General features: G+C 58.1%; 14 protein-coding genes. 6 read left to right on the top strand and 8 right to left on the bottom strand.

Annotated features, from left to right (window positions below):
- The first annotated feature begins 60 nt into the window (after positions 1–60).
- Complete coding sequence (locus GO988_RS04240) at positions 61–927, top strand: DUF4349 domain-containing protein (protein ID WP_157562258.1); 867 nt, start codon at positions 61–63, stop codon at positions 925–927.
- A 78-nt stretch (positions 928–1,005) separates the two neighbouring features.
- Here GO988_RS04240 and GO988_RS04235 read toward each other — a convergent pair whose 3' ends face one another.
- From GO988_RS04235 to GO988_RS04205, 7 genes are all read right to left on the bottom strand, one after another.
- On the bottom strand, positions 1,006–1,344 hold the full coding sequence (locus GO988_RS04235) for a phage holin family protein (protein WP_157562257.1): 339 nt from the start codon (positions 1,342–1,344) through the stop codon (positions 1,006–1,008).
- Between the two features lie 24 nt (positions 1,345–1,368).
- Positions 1,369–2,463 carry an agmatinase family protein gene (locus GO988_RS04230; RefSeq protein ID WP_317164782.1) on the bottom strand — a complete coding sequence of 365 codons (1,095 nt, stop codon included), beginning with the start codon at positions 2,461–2,463 and terminating at the stop codon, positions 1,369–1,371.
- A gap of 122 nt (positions 2,464–2,585) precedes the next feature.
- Positions 2,586–3,224: a chemotaxis protein CheC gene (locus GO988_RS04225; protein ID WP_232341357.1), complete on the bottom strand. Its 639-nt coding sequence runs from the start codon at positions 3,222–3,224 to the stop codon at positions 2,586–2,588.
- Between the two features lie 74 nt (positions 3,225–3,298).
- On the bottom strand, positions 3,299–4,954 hold the full coding sequence (locus GO988_RS04220; protein ID WP_157562256.1) for a chemotaxis protein CheA: 1,656 nt from the start codon (positions 4,952–4,954) through the stop codon (positions 3,299–3,301).
- Positions 4,955–5,118: 164 nt separating this feature from the next.
- Positions 5,119–5,499: a response regulator gene (locus GO988_RS04215; protein WP_157562255.1), complete on the bottom strand. Its 381-nt coding sequence runs from the start codon at positions 5,497–5,499 to the stop codon at positions 5,119–5,121.
- Positions 5,500–5,556: 57 nt separating this feature from the next.
- Positions 5,557–6,150 (bottom strand): chemotaxis protein CheW, encoded by a 594-nt coding sequence (locus GO988_RS04210; RefSeq protein ID WP_157562254.1) that lies wholly within the window; start codon positions 6,148–6,150, stop codon positions 5,557–5,559.
- A 78-nt stretch (positions 6,151–6,228) separates the two neighbouring features.
- The gene (locus GO988_RS04205; RefSeq protein WP_157562253.1) at positions 6,229–10,026 is read right to left on the bottom strand and encodes a HAMP domain-containing protein; all 3,798 of its coding nucleotides are present in this window, start codon (positions 10,024–10,026) and stop codon (positions 6,229–6,231) included.
- 215 nt (positions 10,027–10,241) lie between these two features.
- Here GO988_RS04205 and topA point away from each other — a divergent pair, with 215 nt between their 5' ends.
- From topA to GO988_RS04180, 5 genes are all read left to right on the top strand, one after another.
- Entirely contained in the window at positions 10,242–12,746 is a 2,505-nt protein-coding gene (topA, locus tag GO988_RS04200; RefSeq protein ID WP_157562252.1) for a type I DNA topoisomerase, read from the top strand.
- 54 nt (positions 12,747–12,800) lie between these two features.
- On the top strand, positions 12,801–13,712 hold the full coding sequence (locus GO988_RS04195; RefSeq protein ID WP_157562251.1) for a DUF4846 domain-containing protein: 912 nt from the start codon (positions 12,801–12,803) through the stop codon (positions 13,710–13,712).
- Positions 13,713–13,771: 59 nt separating this feature from the next.
- Entirely contained in the window at positions 13,772–14,785 is a 1,014-nt protein-coding gene (locus GO988_RS04190; protein ID WP_157562250.1) for a VWA domain-containing protein, read from the top strand.
- A 97-nt stretch (positions 14,786–14,882) separates the two neighbouring features.
- On the top strand, positions 14,883–15,551 hold the full coding sequence (locus GO988_RS04185; protein ID WP_317164781.1) for a YggS family pyridoxal phosphate-dependent enzyme: 669 nt from the start codon (positions 14,883–14,885) through the stop codon (positions 15,549–15,551).
- 61 nt (positions 15,552–15,612) lie between these two features.
- Positions 15,613–16,278, top strand: a complete 666-nt coding sequence (locus GO988_RS04180; protein ID WP_157562248.1) for an alpha/beta hydrolase — start codon at positions 15,613–15,615, stop codon at positions 16,276–16,278.
- Between the two features lie 13 nt (positions 16,279–16,291).
- On the opposite strand, the gene GO988_RS04175 is transcribed toward GO988_RS04180, so the two are convergent.
- A complete protein-coding gene (locus GO988_RS04175) occupies positions 16,292–17,035 on the bottom strand; it encodes an SDR family NAD(P)-dependent oxidoreductase (RefSeq protein WP_157562247.1) in 744 nt (247 codons plus the stop codon).
- Positions 17,036–17,038: the final 3 nt, after the last annotated feature.

Here is a 17,038-nt window from a genome sequence, read left to right as displayed (position 1 = left end):
AGCTGGATAAAGAGGCAGCTGCGCAGCTGTTTCTCTTTTCAGCTTTCCCTTTTTCTTCCGATGAAATACCTGATTTTTCCGGCCCTCTTTGGGCTCGGCCTGGTAGGGTGCAGCCAAAAACAAACGGCCGTGGAGGTAGTCCCCAGTCAGACTACAATGCCGGCGCGGCCTACCTCCGCCGCCGTTGCCAGTCTCCCGCCTACCGTGGCCCCTACCCCTGTGGCCACCCCTGAGCGTAGCAGCGAACCGGCGACGGTGCAGCCCGCTCGCAACATCATCTACCAAGGAAATTTGGAGTTGGCGGTGGATGATTTTGACCAGGCATCGGCGAACCTCGACCGCTTGTTGGCGCAGTACCACTCGTATGCGGGCACCGCCCACGAAACCCGCGCCGACGGCCAGCGGCGCCAGGAAATGACGCTTAAAGTGCCGCCTGCTGATTTTTTGCCGCTTGTGGCAGCCCTCAGCAAGCTCGGGCGCATCGAGGCCAAAGACGTAGCTTCGGCCGACGTAACGGCCGATGTGCTGCAAGCCTTGGCTAGTTTAAACGCCAAACAAAGCACTGCGGCTAAGTACCGCCAGCTACTCGCCCAAACTACCAACCCGGCCGAAATACACCGGCTTGAAGAACAAACTCGCCAGCTCCGCCTCGACGAAGCCGCCGACCAAGCGCGCCTCGAGCAGTTTGGCGCGCGCAGTGCGTGGGCTACGCTTAGCTTACACTATTACCAGTTGCTCTCGACTGCGGAGCCAGACTCGCCATTGCCTGCTTTTGCGCCACGCTTTCTGGCGGCTTTCAGCCGGAGCGGGGCTTTTATGCTAGAAATAGCCGTTGCGCTCACCTACTTATGGCCCTTGGCCTTACTAGGTGCGGCCGGTATTTGGGGCGTGCGGCGCTGGCGCCTGCGCCATCCGGTGCAAGAGTAATACCCTACCCCCTCTAATTAAGAAGAGGCCGGCTAGGAAAGCTGGCCTCTTCTTAATTAGAGGGGGTAACGCCCGAAATTAATCGATTACCATATCCACTACGCTGGTTACCAGCGAGAGCGCAAAGCTGAAAATAAGGGCACTTAGGAAACCCGTCACCGAGAAGCTGCTCATCAGAAAATCGGCCAGCTTTACGATGATGACATTGATAACCAGCAGGAAAATACCCAGCGTCAGCACCGTGATTGGGAAGCCAAGCAGTTTCAGCACTGGTTTAACGGTGGCGTTGAGCAGGCCCATTACGATGACCAGAATGGCCGCGCTGCCTACGCCGTCGAGGTGCACATTGGGCAGCACCTGGGCTAGGCCGTAGGTGAGCACCGCCGTTAGAATGAATTTGATAAGGATTTTACCCATCGCTGAAAGAGAAGTTTTGGTGAATTAGTCAGCGCTTTCAATGCCTTTGGCAGTGAGGCGCCCCTGCGATACGGCCATCCAGTTACAAAGTTGGTAGAGCAGGCGCGCGCCTACTATGCCGTTCCAATCGGAGTCGCCGGGTGCCACCTCGTTCAGATCGAGGCCGATGATAGTGCGGCCCGAGCGCACTATCTGGCGCAGCAGGTAGGTCGCCTCTTCGTACTCCAAGCCGCCGGGTACGGGCGTGCCGGTGCCTGGGCACAGCTTGGGGTCGAGGCCATCGATGTCGAAGCTGATGTAAACTTTCTGCGGCAGTTGAGCAATTATTTTACCGCACACTTTCTTCCAGGATTTTTTGACGAATTTTTCTTCGCTCATAAATCGCTGGCCAAACAGGGCTACCCTACCCACTGAATGCTCGATGAGGTCGGCTTCCTGCTGGCACATATCGCGAATACCAACCTGCACCAGTTTCTTCACCTGCGGCAGCTGCAAGGCATTGTACATGATGCTGGCGTGTGAGTACTGGAAACCCTCGTAGGCGGGGCGCAGGTCGCAGTGCGCATCTATTTGCAGAATGCCAAACTCGCTGTGACGCTCGGCCAGCGCGTATAAAAACCCTAGTGGCGTGCTGTGGTCGCCGCCGAGCACCGCCACGGCTTTCCCCGCATCGAGTAGGGCACCCGTCTTTTGCTTAAGCCATTGCAGCAGTTTATCACCCTCGGCCGTGATGCGGGCAGGCACTGCGCCATGCTGCGCAGCTCCGGTGGCCGGCTGGCCTGCCTCTAGCCACCCAATATAGTCGGCGGCCAGGGGGCGAAGCTCCCGGCTGGTTTGGGCCACGGTTTCGTCTTCTTCCTCCATGGCTAGGCCCAGCTTCCAGGCATCGGGCAGGTCGGGGTCGTAGAGGTCTACTTGCAGCGAAGCATCCCGGATAGCAGCCGGGCCCTGGGCGGTGCCCGCACGGTAGCTTACGGTAACTTCCCACGGCACGGGGACTACTACTAGCTGGGCTTCTTCAGGAGTGAAAGGGAGCCCAAACAGGCCACCCGTTGTTGAATCGCCAGGGGCATTAGGGTCGAAATTGGCAATTTTTTGCGCGAGTGAAGTTGTTGGCACGGGTTAAAAAAATAACACCAAGCGCAGGGCGCTTGGTGGCGGTTAAAAACGTAAATTACTACTGATGTAGTAGTTATTAAAAATTTCTGCTAGTCATACAGCAATATGCGCTATCTGCGCTACTAAGCGGCCGACTGCGTTTTGCCTAAGAAATCATACGTCCGGATAATCTCCAAGATTTTCTCGAAAGTAGCGCGGTCAAAAAATAGCATCAGTGGCAATTCCACCGAATTATCCTTATCTGAAAATTGCGTGATAACCGAAAATATCAGTGGCTGCAACGTATCGGGCTCGGGCATCAGGCTTTGCAAGGAAAGAGCCAAATCGCCGGTGGGTGCCAGCGGCGGGGCACCGTATATGTTGGCTTTCAAGATATTAGCCAATTGAGTAACCAAGGCACCCGTAATAATATTGCTTATTTCTAATAATAGCGATTGCTGCAACTCGTCCAGTACCAATGACTCGGATACCTGCATACGCAAACACACCCGCGACAGGCGCTGAATGTGCTGCCCTGAAAAAAACATAAACGTCGAGCCATTAAAGTCCCCGCGGATGTCGCTCTGAATGGCTACGTAGCGCGACTGGTAGTCGCGCACCCGGCTAATGATATCAGTGCTAGGCAGCAAGTCGAGGTTAGGCACTTCCAGCATTACCCGCTCCTGGGCAATAACGGCAAAGCTATCGGCGGCTCGGGCGAGGCCGATATTTAGAATCTCACGAATGATATCGCGCTCTAACTCGTTCATGGTTAAATTCATAGCAACTTGTGGCGTAGTAGCGGTAGCAGCCAAGACTGGCGAGTAATACGGAAGGAGGCGTGAAGCAGCTAACGTTAGGGGCGTTTGGCTAAAAACAGACGAGTTAGCGCGGGCACATCGAGCACCAGGCAAAGCTGCCCACTACCCAGCAGCGTCACGCCACCAAAAAGGTCAATTGTATCGAGTGGTTTGCTCAGCGATTTCACCACAATATTCTGCTGCCGCAAAAAACGGTCAACCAGCAGGCCTAGTCGGCGATTGTTGTAGCTCACTATCAGCACTTGGTGCAAAGTCATTGCAGGGTCGAGGTCGGCGCGGGTTGCACGCGGTAGGGGCTCGTCGCCCTCAGCATACAACAGCTGCCGCAGCGGTACCAAAGGCACATTTTCGTCCTGCACACGCGTCATGAGCAAGCCACCTACGGCAAAAATCTGGTCGTTGGGCAACGCCAGTACGGTGTCGGTGTGCAGCAGGGGTACGGCGTAGGCCCGCTCGTCCAGCTCGATGAGCAGGGCGCCCTTCACGGCAATTGAGGTGGGTAGGACCAGGGTGAAAGCGGTGCCTTTACCTAGTTCGGAAGCCACGCGCAGGCGGCCACCGAGCGAGTCAATGGCCAGTTTCACCACATCAAGGCCCACGCCCCGGCCTGAAATATCGGTAATCTTTTCGGCCATCGAAAAGCCCGGCTCAAACAGCAGAGCCCAAACACCCTCTTCATCGAGGGTAGCGGCTACTTCGGCTGTTACTACCCCCTTGCGAATCGCTTTCTGACGCACGGCTTCGGTGTCGATGCCGCGGCCATCGTCCTGCACTTGCAGCAGTACATCGTCGCGCTCAGTAAGAGCCGAAATCCGCAGCTTGCCAATGGCCGGCTTGCCCGCCGCTTGCCGGGTAGCAGCATCTTCCAAGCCGTGGCTGACACCGTTGCGCACTAGGTGCAGCAAAGCATCGGTGATGAGCTGCAATACGTTGCGGTCAATCTGCACATCCTGCCCAGTCAGCACTAGCTCTACTTGCTTGTTTTCGGCGGCGGCCACGTCGCGTACTACCCGCGGAAACTTGTTCAGCAGCACGCCTACGCCTACCAAGCGTACATCCATCACGGAATACTGTAGGTCGTCGGAGATGCGAAACAGGTGGCGGGCGGTGGCTTCCAAGGCCGGGTGGCCGAGTTCGGCGGCCAAAGTCAATATTCGGTCGCGGTCAATCACCAGCTCGCCTACCAGGTTGAGCAGATTATCCAGTTTTTTAACTGGAATATAAACCAGGTCCGATAACTCCAGCTTGCGACTGGCGTCGGCATCGGCTTCTTCTTCTGTTTGGGTGGCGCGGGCTTCTACTAGTTCTTCCCCTTTAATGAGGCGGTCGAGGTTTTCGAGTAACGGCTTGGCATCGGCCGTGTCTTGCCCAGCGCCCACCGCCCGAATCATGTTGCCCAGTACGTCAACCGACTGGAAGGTGAGCGTTACCAGCAAGCCGGTAAACGTGCGCTCCTGCCCCCGAATCTGCCCAAAGAGGGTTTCCATCTTGTGGGCTACTTCTCCCATATCCACAAACCCCATGGCCCGCGCATTCGCCTTGAGGTTGTGCATCAGCCGGAACAGCTCGTTGAGGGCAGCGCCATCCTGCGGGTTGCGCTCCAACTCGCTCAGATGGCGCGACATGGCGTCGTAGTATTCCAACGCCTCGGCCATGAACAACTCCCGGTATTCCTGCTCGCGTGATTTCATAGTTGACTAAAGGTTAAACAACTAATATCACACCAAGGGCCTACCCCCCACCCATGCCACAACTGTACCAGCCGGCCACTAGCAGGCCGACCAGCCAAGAGGGGAACAAACGTAGAAGAAAGCGGAGCAGACACGGGCAGTAAAACTAAACGGCAACCTGGGTATTAGGCGGGGGTACCGTCTCCTTGCAGGGCGCTGCCCACAATTTCGAGCACGCGCTCTTCCGAAAAAGGCTTCACGATGTAAGCCAGGGCACCATTTTCAATGGCTTCGTTCACAATGGTTTCTTGGCCTACGGCCGAGCACATCACCACTTTGGCATCGGGTTGCTGCTGGCGAATACCTTTGAGCACGTCGAGCCCTGTGTTGTCGGGCAAAATAACGTCGAGGGTAATCAAGTCGGGGTTGGTTGCTACGGCCATTTCCAAGGCTTGCTGGCCATTGGCGGCTTCGCCTACTACATCGTAGCCGGCATCGGTGAGCATATTCTTGAGCATCGTCCGCATATAGAACGAGTCGTCGACGATGAGAATGCGCTTATTCATGGAAAAGTAAAGCTAAAAGGAAGATGAAATACAAAAGCTGATTGGCCCTTGGGCCCTTTACGGCTTTTGCGAAGCGGCGGCTGTATCGGGCGCTGCTTTAGTGGATTTGCTAGCCGCTTCGTCGGCACGGCCAGGCAGGCGCATTATTTCGGCAGGGGTAAGCAGTTTTGGCATATCGAGCACGATGATAACGCCACCGTCGGGTAGCTTGGCAATGCCCTCCAAGTACTTATCGCGCTGGCCGCTGTCTTGCACAAACTCCGGGGCCGGCTCGATGAGACTAACCGGCAGCGTCACGGGGCGCGGCACTTCGCGCACCATTAGCCCCAGGGTATAGTCGGGGGCTTCGACGGCCAAGGTGTAGGAGAAATCGGGTACTGGCCGGCCCGCGGGGCGCAGTTGAAACCGCTCTTCCAGGTCCACAATGGCGATAATATCGCCGCGCAGGTTGGCAATACCCTTGATAAAAGGGGGTGTTTTGGGCATCCGCACCACTTCGGGTGTGATGGTAACTTCCTTCACCTGCTCGATGCGAATGCCATAGTCTTCGTCACCGAGGCGGAAGACAATAAGCTGGACAACTGCCTCGGGAGCCGCCGGCGCAGCCCGTCCCGACGGAGCAGCCGGGCGGGCCGCTGAAGAATCAGCCATGAGTACTTGAGTAATAAGAATATTGCGCCCTAGCAACTAGCTTATTACTAGCTGCCAGGACTTTATATAAGGAGTGACTTAGCTAGCCTTTTTTGTCCGCGACCGGGTGGGCGCTGCTTTTTCGTCCGCCTCGGGCTTGGTAGCGGGGGTAGGCTTAGCCCGGCGAGTACTGGGCTTCTCAGCTGCGGGAGCGGGGGTTTCGGCAACTTTAGCGGCGTGAGGACGCGCCACCCGGCGGGCTTGGCCATTGCTACTCTCGGGGGGGGTAGGGCTAGCGGGGGCTACTACAGCGGCCACACGCGACCGCCGGTTGGCTATCCCGTTGCTGGCCGGCGCCGGAACGCTGGGCACTGGGGCGGGGCTAGGGGCTGGTGCCGGGCGGCGCAGCATTCCCAGGCGGCGCGGGGCTGGTACGGGTTCTGGCTCTGGCTCGGGCTCGTAGTAATCGAAGAGCTGGAAGGTTTCGAGGCCGCCTTGGAGGTCGTCGGCAATGTCGGAGAGACGCTGCGACGAGCTAGTTAGCTCCTGCATCGACGACGACAGCTGGCGGGCCGTGCCGGCCACCTGCTGGGTGCCCGTAGCCGTCTGCTCGGCAATGGCCACCACTTCCTCTACGTACTTCACCACGTCGCTAATCGAGTTTTGCTGCACGGCCGTGGCCGTGAGAATATCGCGCGAGGTTCGTAGCGTTTCGCCGCTACTGGTGGCAATGTTCTTAAAGGCCGTGCTGGCCTCAAACGTAGCATTTTTTCCCTTGAGCACCCGGCTTTCCATGGCGCTGATGGCCGTGGCGGCACTGGTTGTATCCTTACGCACATCCTCCACCAGGGTCGCAATCTCGTTGGCCGACTTACGCGAACCTTCAGCCAGTTTACGAATCTCCTCGGCTACTACCGCAAAGCCCCTACCCGCCTCACCAGCCCGCGCTGCTTCAATGGCCGCGTTGAGCGCCAGCAGGTTGGTCTGCGAAGCAATGTCGGTAATTACGCCCAGCGATTTGCTGATTTCCTGCGAGCGGGTTGAGAGCACTTCAATAGTGCGCGAAGTCTGGGTAGCGGCGCTGGAAATTTCTTCCATGTTTTTTACCACTTCTGCCACCGTTTTCAGGCCCTGCTGCGAGCTCTGTTCCCCCATAATGGCCGACTTGTTCACCACATCGGCCTTGTTGGCCGTTTCCTTGGTGGCAGTCATGATTTCCTCAATCAGCTTGAAGGCCTGGTCGGTCTTGAGGGCTTGGTTTTGGGCACCTTCGGCCATCTGCTGCATGGCCAAGGCCACGTCGACAGTTACCCGGCTCATTTCCTGGCCTTTGTCCACCATTTCTTCTGATGATGTGCCTACTACCTGAGCTGAGTCGTTGATTTCACCGAGCAGCGCGTTGAGGTTTTCTACGGCCAAGTTCAGCGAACTAGACATGGCCGAGATGTCGCCGGTCGTTTGTACTTCTACCATCTGCGTCAGGTCGCCTTCCGAAATGGCGCGCACCACGCGGCTCACTTCGAGCACCGGGATGGCGATGCTCTCAATCAGCGCGTTGAGGGTATCCACCAGTTCTTTCCACGAGCCTGATACGCCGCCTACCGTGGCACGCTCGGTGAGCTTGCCCTCGGCACCGGCCACACGGGCCACGCGGCTAACCTCGGAGGCGAGGCGGTTCAGGTCATCCACCATCCGGTTGATAGTCTGAGCCAGGTCGGCTACTTCGCCGGCCGCTTCCAGCATCAGCTTCTGGGTCAGGTCGCCCTGCGACACAGCCGTTACTACTTTCACGATGCCCCGTACCTGCGTGGTGAGGTTGGTAGCCATCGTATTCACGTTGTCGGTCAAGTCTTTCCATACGCCGCTCACGTCTGGCACTTCGGCCTGGCCACCCAGCCTACCCTTGGTGCCTACCTCCACGGCTACGCGGCTTACCTCGCCGGCGAAAATGTTGAGCGAGTCCACCATCTGGTTGATGTTGTCCTTTAGGTCAAGCAATTCGCCGTTTACATCTACCGATACCTTCTGGCTGAGGTCGCCGCGGGCCACGGCGGTAGTCACGTTGGCAATGTCGCGCACCTGACTGGTGAGCGAGGCCGCCATCGTATTTACGTTGTCGGTCAAGTCTTTCCAAGTGCCCTTTACACCGGGTACGTTGGCCTGGCCGCCGAGCTTGCCTTCTGTACCTACTTCGCGGGCCACGCGGGTTACTTCGTCGCCAAACACGTTGAGCGAGTCCACCATCTGGTTCAGGTTTTCCTTGAGCTGCAATAGCTCGCCGCGCACGTTTACTGTGATTTTTTGGCTCAGGTCGCCGCGGGCTACGGCCGTAGCCACGTTGGCAATGTCGCGCATCTGGCTCGTAAGGTTCGAGGCCATCGTGTTCACGTTGTCGGTCAACTCTTTCCAGGTGCCGCTCACGCGAGGTACATTGGCTTGGCCGCCCAAGATGCCCTCGGTACCCACTTCGCGCGCCACACGGGTTACCTCACCAGCGAAGATGTTGAGCGAGTCCACCATCTGGTTCAGGATGTTTTTCAGGTCGAGAATCTCGCCCTGCACATCCACCGTCATCTTTTGGCTGAGGTCGCCACGCGCTACGGCGGTAGCCACGTTGGCGATGTCGCGCACTTGGCTGGTGAGCTTCGAAGCCATGGTGTTTACGTTGTCCGTCAGCTCTTTCCAAGTGCCGCCTACCCTAGGCACATTGGCCTGACCGCCGAGCTTGCCTTCGGTGCCTACTTCGCGGGCCACGCGGGTTACTTCGTCGCCAAACACGTTGAGCGAGTCCACCATCTGGTTCAGAATATTCTTCAGCTCCAGAATCTCGCCCTTCACGTTCACCGTCATCTTCTGGCTGAGGTCGCCGCGAGCCACGGCCGTGGCCACGTTGGCAATGTCGCGCACCTGCGAAGTCAGGTTGGCGGCCATGTTATTTACGTTGTCCGTCAGGTCTTTCCATACCCCGCTCACGGCGGGCACGCTGGCCTGGCCGCCCAGTTTACCCTCGGTGCCTACGTCGAGGGCCACACGGGTTACCTCGCCGGCAAATAGGTTGAGCGAGTCCACCATCTGGTTGAGGTTCTGCTTGAGTTGCAGCAGTTCGCCCTTCACATCCACCGTCATCTTCTGGCTGAGGTCACCGCGAGCTACGGCCGTAGTCACGTTGGCAATGTCGCGCACCTGGCTGGTGAGCGAGGCCGCCATCGTATTTACGTTGTCCGTCAGCTCCTTCCACACACCGCCCACGTTCGGCACCACGGCCTGGCCACCCAGCCGGCCTTCGGTGCCTACTTCCTGCGCCACGCGGCTTACCTCGCCGGCGAAAACGTTGAGGTTGTCGATGGTACGGTTAATGGTTTCGGCCATTACCTTAAAATCGCCCGACACCGGAATCTGGAAACTCTCATCCAAGTTGCCCCGGCTGATATTTTTCAGCACCTTGCCCACTTCCAGCACCGGCACGGCAATGCTATCCACGAGGCCGTTGATGTTGTTAATCATATCGCGCCAGAAGCCGGCGGCCCCGTCGGCCGAGGCGCGGGCTTTCAGGTTGCCCTCTACCCCTGCCACTTTCGAAATGCGCGATACCTCGCCGCCTACCCCCCCAATCATCTCCACCATCGAGTTGTACGCCTCGGCGATTTCCGAGAAGATGTCGTCGTTGGATTTGGTTAGGCGCACGCTCACGTCCCCTTTTTTAAAGGCATCGAGGGCAAAAAGCACCCGGTTAAGCTGCTCGTTAACGTAGTCGGTATCGGTTAGGCTGGGGTCAACGCGGCGGGTGCCGCGCTTGCGGGTGAGGTCGGCGCGGCCATTAACAGGCGTTGGCGCGTCGGCTTCAACCAAGCTGGCAGACTCCTGGCTAGGGTCAACTATTTTTTTGGCGGAGGCCATAAATAAGGAGGACGAAAATAGTGGGACGAAGCGGGCTTCGCAGTGGGGACTAGCAAAAGTAGGCGTTCTAAGCGGTCCGGCAAATGCAGCCGCAACCCCCTTTCCTAAATAAGTAACCAATAGCCGTGCATCTTTGTCCCCGTTTTTAACTTTTCGGGCGGGGCCTGCGTTCTCAGCATCCTGACAAAACCCTTACCCGCCCCTACTGCCGCCGCATGGTCAAGAATTTAGTTATCGTCGAGTCGCCCGCCAAGGCCAAAACTATTGAGGGCTACCTGGGTCAGGACTTCATCGTACGGTCCAGCTATGGGCACGTCCGCGACCTGCCCAAGGACAACAATGCCGTCGATGTGGCCAATGGCTTCAAGCCCACCTATGTGGTCGACGCCGATAAGCGCGAATTGATTTCGCAGCTGAAAAAATTGGCCAAAGAAGCCGAAACCGTGTGGCTAGCGAGTGACGATGACCGCGAGGGCGAAGCCATTTCCTGGCACCTGTCCGAAACGCTTAACCTGAAGGCTGACAAGACTAAGCGCATCGTATTTCGCGAGATTACGAAGGCAGCCATTCTAAATGCCATTCAACACCCGCGCGAGATTAACCTCGACTTGGTAAATGCCCAGCAGGCCCGGCGCGTGCTCGACCGCTTGGTGGGCTTCGAGCTCAGCCCAGTGCTTTGGCGCAAGGTAAAAGCTGGCCTGTCGGCGGGTCGCGTCCAGAGCGTGGCCGTGCGCTTGGTGGTGGACCGCGAGCGCGAAATCAACAAACACACGTCGGCCAGCGCCTACCGCGTAGTGGCCCGTTTCGACGCTGGCCAGGGCACCACGCTAGAGGCTGAACTCCCTACCCGCTACAAAACCCGCGAGGAGGCCGAGGCCTTTTTGCAGCGCTGCATCGGGGCCACTTACAGTATTAATAGCCTCGATAAAAAACCGGGCAAGCGCAGCCCCGCGCCTCCCTTTACTACCTCTACCCTACAACAGGAGGCTTCGCGCAAACTAGGCTTTTCGGTAGCGCAGACCATGACGGTGGCCCAGAAGCTCTACGAAGCCGGCCGCATCAGCTACATGCGTACCGACTCGGTAAACCTGTCGGCCGAGGCCCGGCAGGGCGCGCAGGCGGCCATTACGGCGGCTTACGGCGCCGAGTATGCGCTCGAACGGCAGTTCAAAACCAAGTCGGCTTCGGCCCAGGAGGCGCACGAAGCCATTCGCCCCACCGATTTTACGCAGGTGAAAGCTGGCGCCGATGCCTCGGAGCAGCGCCTCTACGACCTCATCCGCAAGCGGGCTATGGGCTCGCAAATGGCCGATGCGCAGATTGAGCGCACCACGGCCATTATTGGTATCAGCACGCAGCCGGGCGTCACGTTTTCGGCTACTGGTGAGGTCATTACTTTTGAAGGTTTCCTGAAAGCCTACGCCGAAAGCAAGGACGACGACGAAGCGCCGGCCGATGGCGAAAGCTCATTTTCGCGGGGCCTACCCCCCCTGCGCGTTGGCCAAGACCTACCGCTGCAAACCCTGACGGCTACCGAGCGCTTTTCGTCGCCCCCGGCCCGCTACACGGAAGCGTCGCTGGTAAAAAAATTAGAAGAAATGGGCATTGGCCGCCCCAGCACCTACGCGCCTACCATCAGCGTGGTGCAGAAGCGCGGTTACGTCGAAAAGGACTCGCGCGAGGGCAAGGAGCGCAAGTTTTACGCCCTGGCCTTGGTCGATGGCGAAGTAAAAACCGAGCAGCGCACCGAAACCTACGGCGCCGATAAAGCCAAGCTATTTCCTACCGATACTGCGCTGGTAGTCAATGACTTTTTGGTAGAACACTTTCCGGCCATCGTCGATTTTCAGTTCACGGCCAAGGTTGAGGATGAGTTTGACCAGATTGCCAACGGCCGCGAGGATTGGGGCACCATGCTGGCGGGCTTCTACGAGCCTTTCCATGCCAGCGTAGAGCGCGGCCAGGACATTGAGCGCAGTACGCTTAGCAGCACCCGCGAGATTGGCCTGCACCCCGAAACCGGCGAAAAAATCACCGCCCGCCTCGGCAAATACGGCCCCTACGTGGCGCTGGGTGATACCGAAGGCGAAACCAAACCCGCCTACGCCAACCTGCGCAAAGGCATGTTTATCGAAACCATCACGCTTGAAGAGGCGCTCGATTTGTTTAAGCTGCCGCGCGTCATTGGTGAATTTGAGGGCAAGGATATGACGGCTGCACTCGGTCGCTTCGGCCCCTACATTCGCCACGACAGCAAGTTTTACTCGCTCACCAAAGAGCAGGACCCGCACACCATTACCAACGAGGAAGGTGTGCAACTTATTGAGAATAAGCGCAAGACGGATGCCGAGCGGCTTATCAAGGAATTTCCTGAAAACCCGGATATTCAGGTGCTGAACGGTCGTTTTGGCCCCTACATTGTGGCGGGCAAAAAGAACGTGAAGATTCCGAAGGGCGAGGAGCCCACTGAGTTGACCTTGGAGCGCTGCCTAGAGCTAGCTGCTGCTACCCCCGACAAACCCGCCAAGGGTGGCCGCTTCGGCAAAAAAGCCGCCGCCGAGAAGCCAGCCAAGGAAAAAGAAGTGGATGCCCCAGCTAAAAAAGCTGCTAAAGCGCCGGCTACCAAGGCCGCCGCGAAGAAAAAAGCGCCGGCCAAAAAAGCTGCCGCCAAATCAGCTGCTACTAAGCCAGCCACCAAGAAAGCAGTGGCTAAAAGCTAGCCTCTCTATCCCCGCCTGCCTTAAAAAGCTCCGCCCACCAGCGGGGCTTTTTATATGGAAAATACCACTTCAGCGTTTAGCCTGGGCATGACTTATTTCTTTCGCTGTGCCGCTAGTGTGGCAGCTTTGTTTATGAGCGCCGGGCCGCCAGCGGCTAAAAGTGCTAATGCGACGCCAACGCCAGCGGGGCTGGTTTATCCGTGGCTCCCTACCCCTCCTGATTCGCGCCAGGGTTTGGCCACGCGCATCGCAGTGCCAGTTGGCTGCCGGCGGGTACCCGTGGCGCCGGGCTCTTGGGGCGCGTGGCTGCGCGGGCTGCCGCTGCGGCCAGTGGGCACACCGGCCCGCCTCTACAACGGCCAACTTAAAGACAACCAAAGCGTGGTAGCGGCCGTGGTTGATATCGACCCTGGCACTAAAGACTTGCAGCAGTGCGCCGATGCCGTTATTCGGTTGCGGGCTGAGTATTTATTTAGTCAAAATCCGAACAAAATACATTTTCACCTTACCACCGGCTTTGACGCCTGGTTTTCGGATTTTGTGGCGGGCCGCACATTTCGGGTGCAGGGCGAGCAGGTTTTACCCGCATCTAAGCCCGCTGAAGCCCCGACCCACGCGGCGCTCGGCCGCTACCTGTTGCCGGTATTTGGCTACGCTGGCACGCTGTCGCTGAGCCGTGAAGTGCACCCCATACCGTTGAGCAATGCCCAGCCGGGCGATGTACTGGTGCATGGGGGCCGGCCCGGCCACGCCGTGCTGGTAGTAGATGTGGCCGAGAACCCACAGAATAGCCAGCGCTATCTATTACTAGCGCAGAGCTACATGCCGGCTCAAAATATTCATATTTTGCGCAACGTGGCGCAACGCAGCTTAGGTGCGTGGTTTGCCGTACCCGACCCAGCCGAGCTTGAGGTTGAAACGCCGGAGTGGACGTTTGCCCGCACCGAACTGGGCCGATTCGATTAGCGCCGCCTACGCCCACCAACCCGGCCGAGCGCCGTAATTTGCGGGCTCTCCGCTTTTGCATGAATCTGTTTTCTTACGCTACCTTGGCCGGCTACGAGTGGCAGCACCCGCGCTTGCTGCTGCTGCTGGCGTTGGTGCCGCTGCTACCGCTGCTGCGGTGGCTACTGGCCCGGCGGCGGCGGCAAGTGCTGGTAGCTTTTGGGCCGGGTGGGCTGCGCCCCGATTGGCGCGCCCTGCTGCGTTTTCTTCCTGATATTGTGCTGAGCCTCAGCTTGGCATTATTAATAGTGGCGGTAGCGCGCCCTCAGCGGGCCGATGAGCACCTAACGCAAACGGGCCAAGGCATCGATATCATGCTGGCTCTCGACGTGTCGGGCAGTATGGAAATCGAAGACCTGAAGCCTACCCGCCTCGCCGCCGCTAAGCGCTTGGCGCGCAGCTTTGTGCAAAGCCGTGTGGGCGACCGCCTCGGGCTCATTGCCTTCGCTGGCCAGGCCTACTCGCTGGTGCCCCTTACCACCGATTACGATTTACTGCTTGATAACTTGAGCAGCCTGCGCCCTGGCCTGATTGCGGACGATGGCACGGCTATTGGCACAGCTATCGGTGTGGCTATCAATCGCCTGCGCGAGTCCAAGGCCAAGTCGCGGGTTTGTTTACTGCTCTCGGATGGCGAGAATACGGCTGGTAGCCTCGACCCGCTGCTAGCTGCACAGCTCGCGCACGCTTATGGCATCCGCTTGTACACCATTGGCTTAGGCCAGGATGGGTTTGTGCCCTACGGCCGCGATTCGCTCAGTGGCAAACCGCGCTACGTGCAAACGCGCCTCGATGAAACGACGATGCGCCAACTGGCCCAGGCCACGGCAGGTCGTTTTTTTCGGGCTACTGATAATGCAGCACTGAGTAACGTATTTACCGCCATCGATCGGCTTGAAAAGTCGGACATCCAAACCCAGCGTTACCGCAGTGTGCAGGACTACTACCGGCCTTACCTCAGCTTTGGCCTGCTGCTGTGGCTGCTGTGGCTAAGTTTAAAAGCAACATTTTTGAACAATGTGCTCGAAGACTGAAATAACAAGTTAATTATCAACAGCAACGGGCTGGTGTCCAAAACTATTTGCTTACTAATAGTTGGTAATTACCTGCTCATCCTTAACAACTTACTACGTGTCTATTGCTTCAACTATTGCGGCGCTCGAAGCCGAGCTGGCAGGTACGGCGGCCAAGCTGGTAGTCGTTACCAAAACGCATCCCGTCGAGCGCTTGCGCGAAGCCTACGCGGCCGGCGCGCGCCGCTTTGGCGAAAACCGAGTACAGGAAATGGCGGCTAAGCAGCCCGAACTGCCGGCCGATGTGGAATGGCACCAAATCGGCCAGTTGCAAACTAACAAGGTGAAGTACTTAGCGGCCTTCGTGCACACGGTGCAAAGTATTGATAGCCTGAGGCTACTGCTTGAACTAGAGAAACACGCTGCCCGGCACCAGCGCACCATTTACGGGCTGCTGCAATTTCATATTGCCCAGGAAGAAACTAAAACGGGGCTTTCCTTGGCCGAAGCCGAGGCAATTTTGCAATCGGCCGAGTACCAGAGCTTACGCCACGTGCGCCTGACGGGCGTAATGGGTATTGCTACCCACTCGCCGGATGCAGAGGCCGTACGGGCAGAATTTCGGCAGCTCCGACAACATTTTGAGTTTTTAAAGGCCACATATTTTGCTCAGGAAGAAAGCTTCCGCGAAATATCAATGGGGATGAGTGCCGACTACGCCTTGGCTATTGCTGAAGGCAGCACGCTTATCCGGGTGGGTAGCGCCATATTCGGCAGCCGCGCCTAGCCCAACCTTTGGCTGCGCTGGTGGTATTTGGGCAATAATTTCACCCTACCCCCTAGTATTAGTGGAACATCATATTTCGGTGGCGCGCACGGCGCGCTACCAGCAATTGGGTGAAATTTCGGCTGCTACCCGGCAGCTTTGGCTGGTAGTGCACGGCTATGGGCAGTTGGCCGAGTATTTTATCCGGCATTTCACGCCCCTACATGCTGCCGACCCGTTGGGCACGGTTATCGTAGCGCCCGAAGCACTTTCGCGCTTCTACCTTACCGGCACTGCCGGCCGCGTAGGTGCTTCGTGGATGACGCGCGCCGACCGCTTAGCTGAAATTGAGGACCAAGACACCTACCTTACCCACTTGCTAGCTAATGCGTTAGCTGGGTGCCCAGCTTCTACCCGCGTTACCGTGTTGGCTTTCTCGCAGGGCACGGCCACGGTAAGCCGCTGGTTGGCACGCCACGCCAACCGCTGGCGGCCTCAGCAGCTTGTGCTGTGGGCTGGCGACTTTCCGGCTGATATTGAAGCGGAAAAAGCCCGGCAGCTTTTGCAGCAGTTGTCCGTGGCGCTGGTCAGCGGCGACCAAGATGCGTACGTGAGTGCAGCTACATTGCAGCAGCAAGCCGCTTTGGTAGGCCAGCACGGCGCAACGGTTACGACTCTTAGCTTTTCGGGTGGGCACACGCTAAACGCTAGCCTCTTACAACAGCTGCATACACAGGCAATGGGCTAGCAGCATCGGCTCCCTACCCCTGCCGCCGCACCGTAGCTGCCGCGGCTTGCGCAGCCGGAAATATTACCACTTCCGCAATTTGCACGTGCGGCGGGCGCGTCACCATGAATTGAATAAGGTCGGCAATATCTTCAGCTTGCAGGGCTTGTACGCCTTGGTACACGCTGGCCGCGCGGGCTTCGTCACCCTTGAAGCGCACTTCCGAAAACTTCGTTTCGACCATGCCAGGCGCTACTTCAGCCACTCGAATACCCCGCGGTAGCAGGTCAAGGCGCATCGTGCGCGTGAGCATCGCTACGGCCGCCTTGGAGGCGCAGTATACATTGCCATTGGCATAGGCCTCGTAGCCGGCAATCGAGCCTATGTTGACGATAAACCCGCCCTCACCCATGCACGGCAGCACCGCTCGGCTCACGTAAAGCAATCCCTTTACGTTGCCATCGAGCATAGCGTCCCAATCGGCTGGGTCACCGTCCTGAATCGGGGCTAGGCCGTGGGCATTGCCCGCGTTGTTGATGAGCACATCGACATGCTGAAAAGCCGCAGGGACTTCGGCCACAGCTGTCTCGACGGCTGCCCGGTCGCGCACGTCGAAGGTAAGTATATGCACTGGCACCGGCGCAAGCTGCTGGGCTAGCTCGTCTAGCGGCTCGCGCCGCCGACCGGCTACTACTAATTGGTAGCCAGCTGCCGCCAACGCCACTGCCGTGGCTCTTCCAATACCAGAGGATGCCCCCGTAATAAATGCAGTCTTCATACC

Source organism: Hymenobacter ginkgonis, from assembly GCF_009755225.1.
GTDB lineage: Bacteria > Bacteroidota > Bacteroidia > Cytophagales > Hymenobacteraceae > Hymenobacter > Hymenobacter ginkgonis.
The sequence above is the reverse complement of the archived record's forward strand: the minus strand, read 5'-3'. Positions and strand labels throughout refer to the sequence as shown.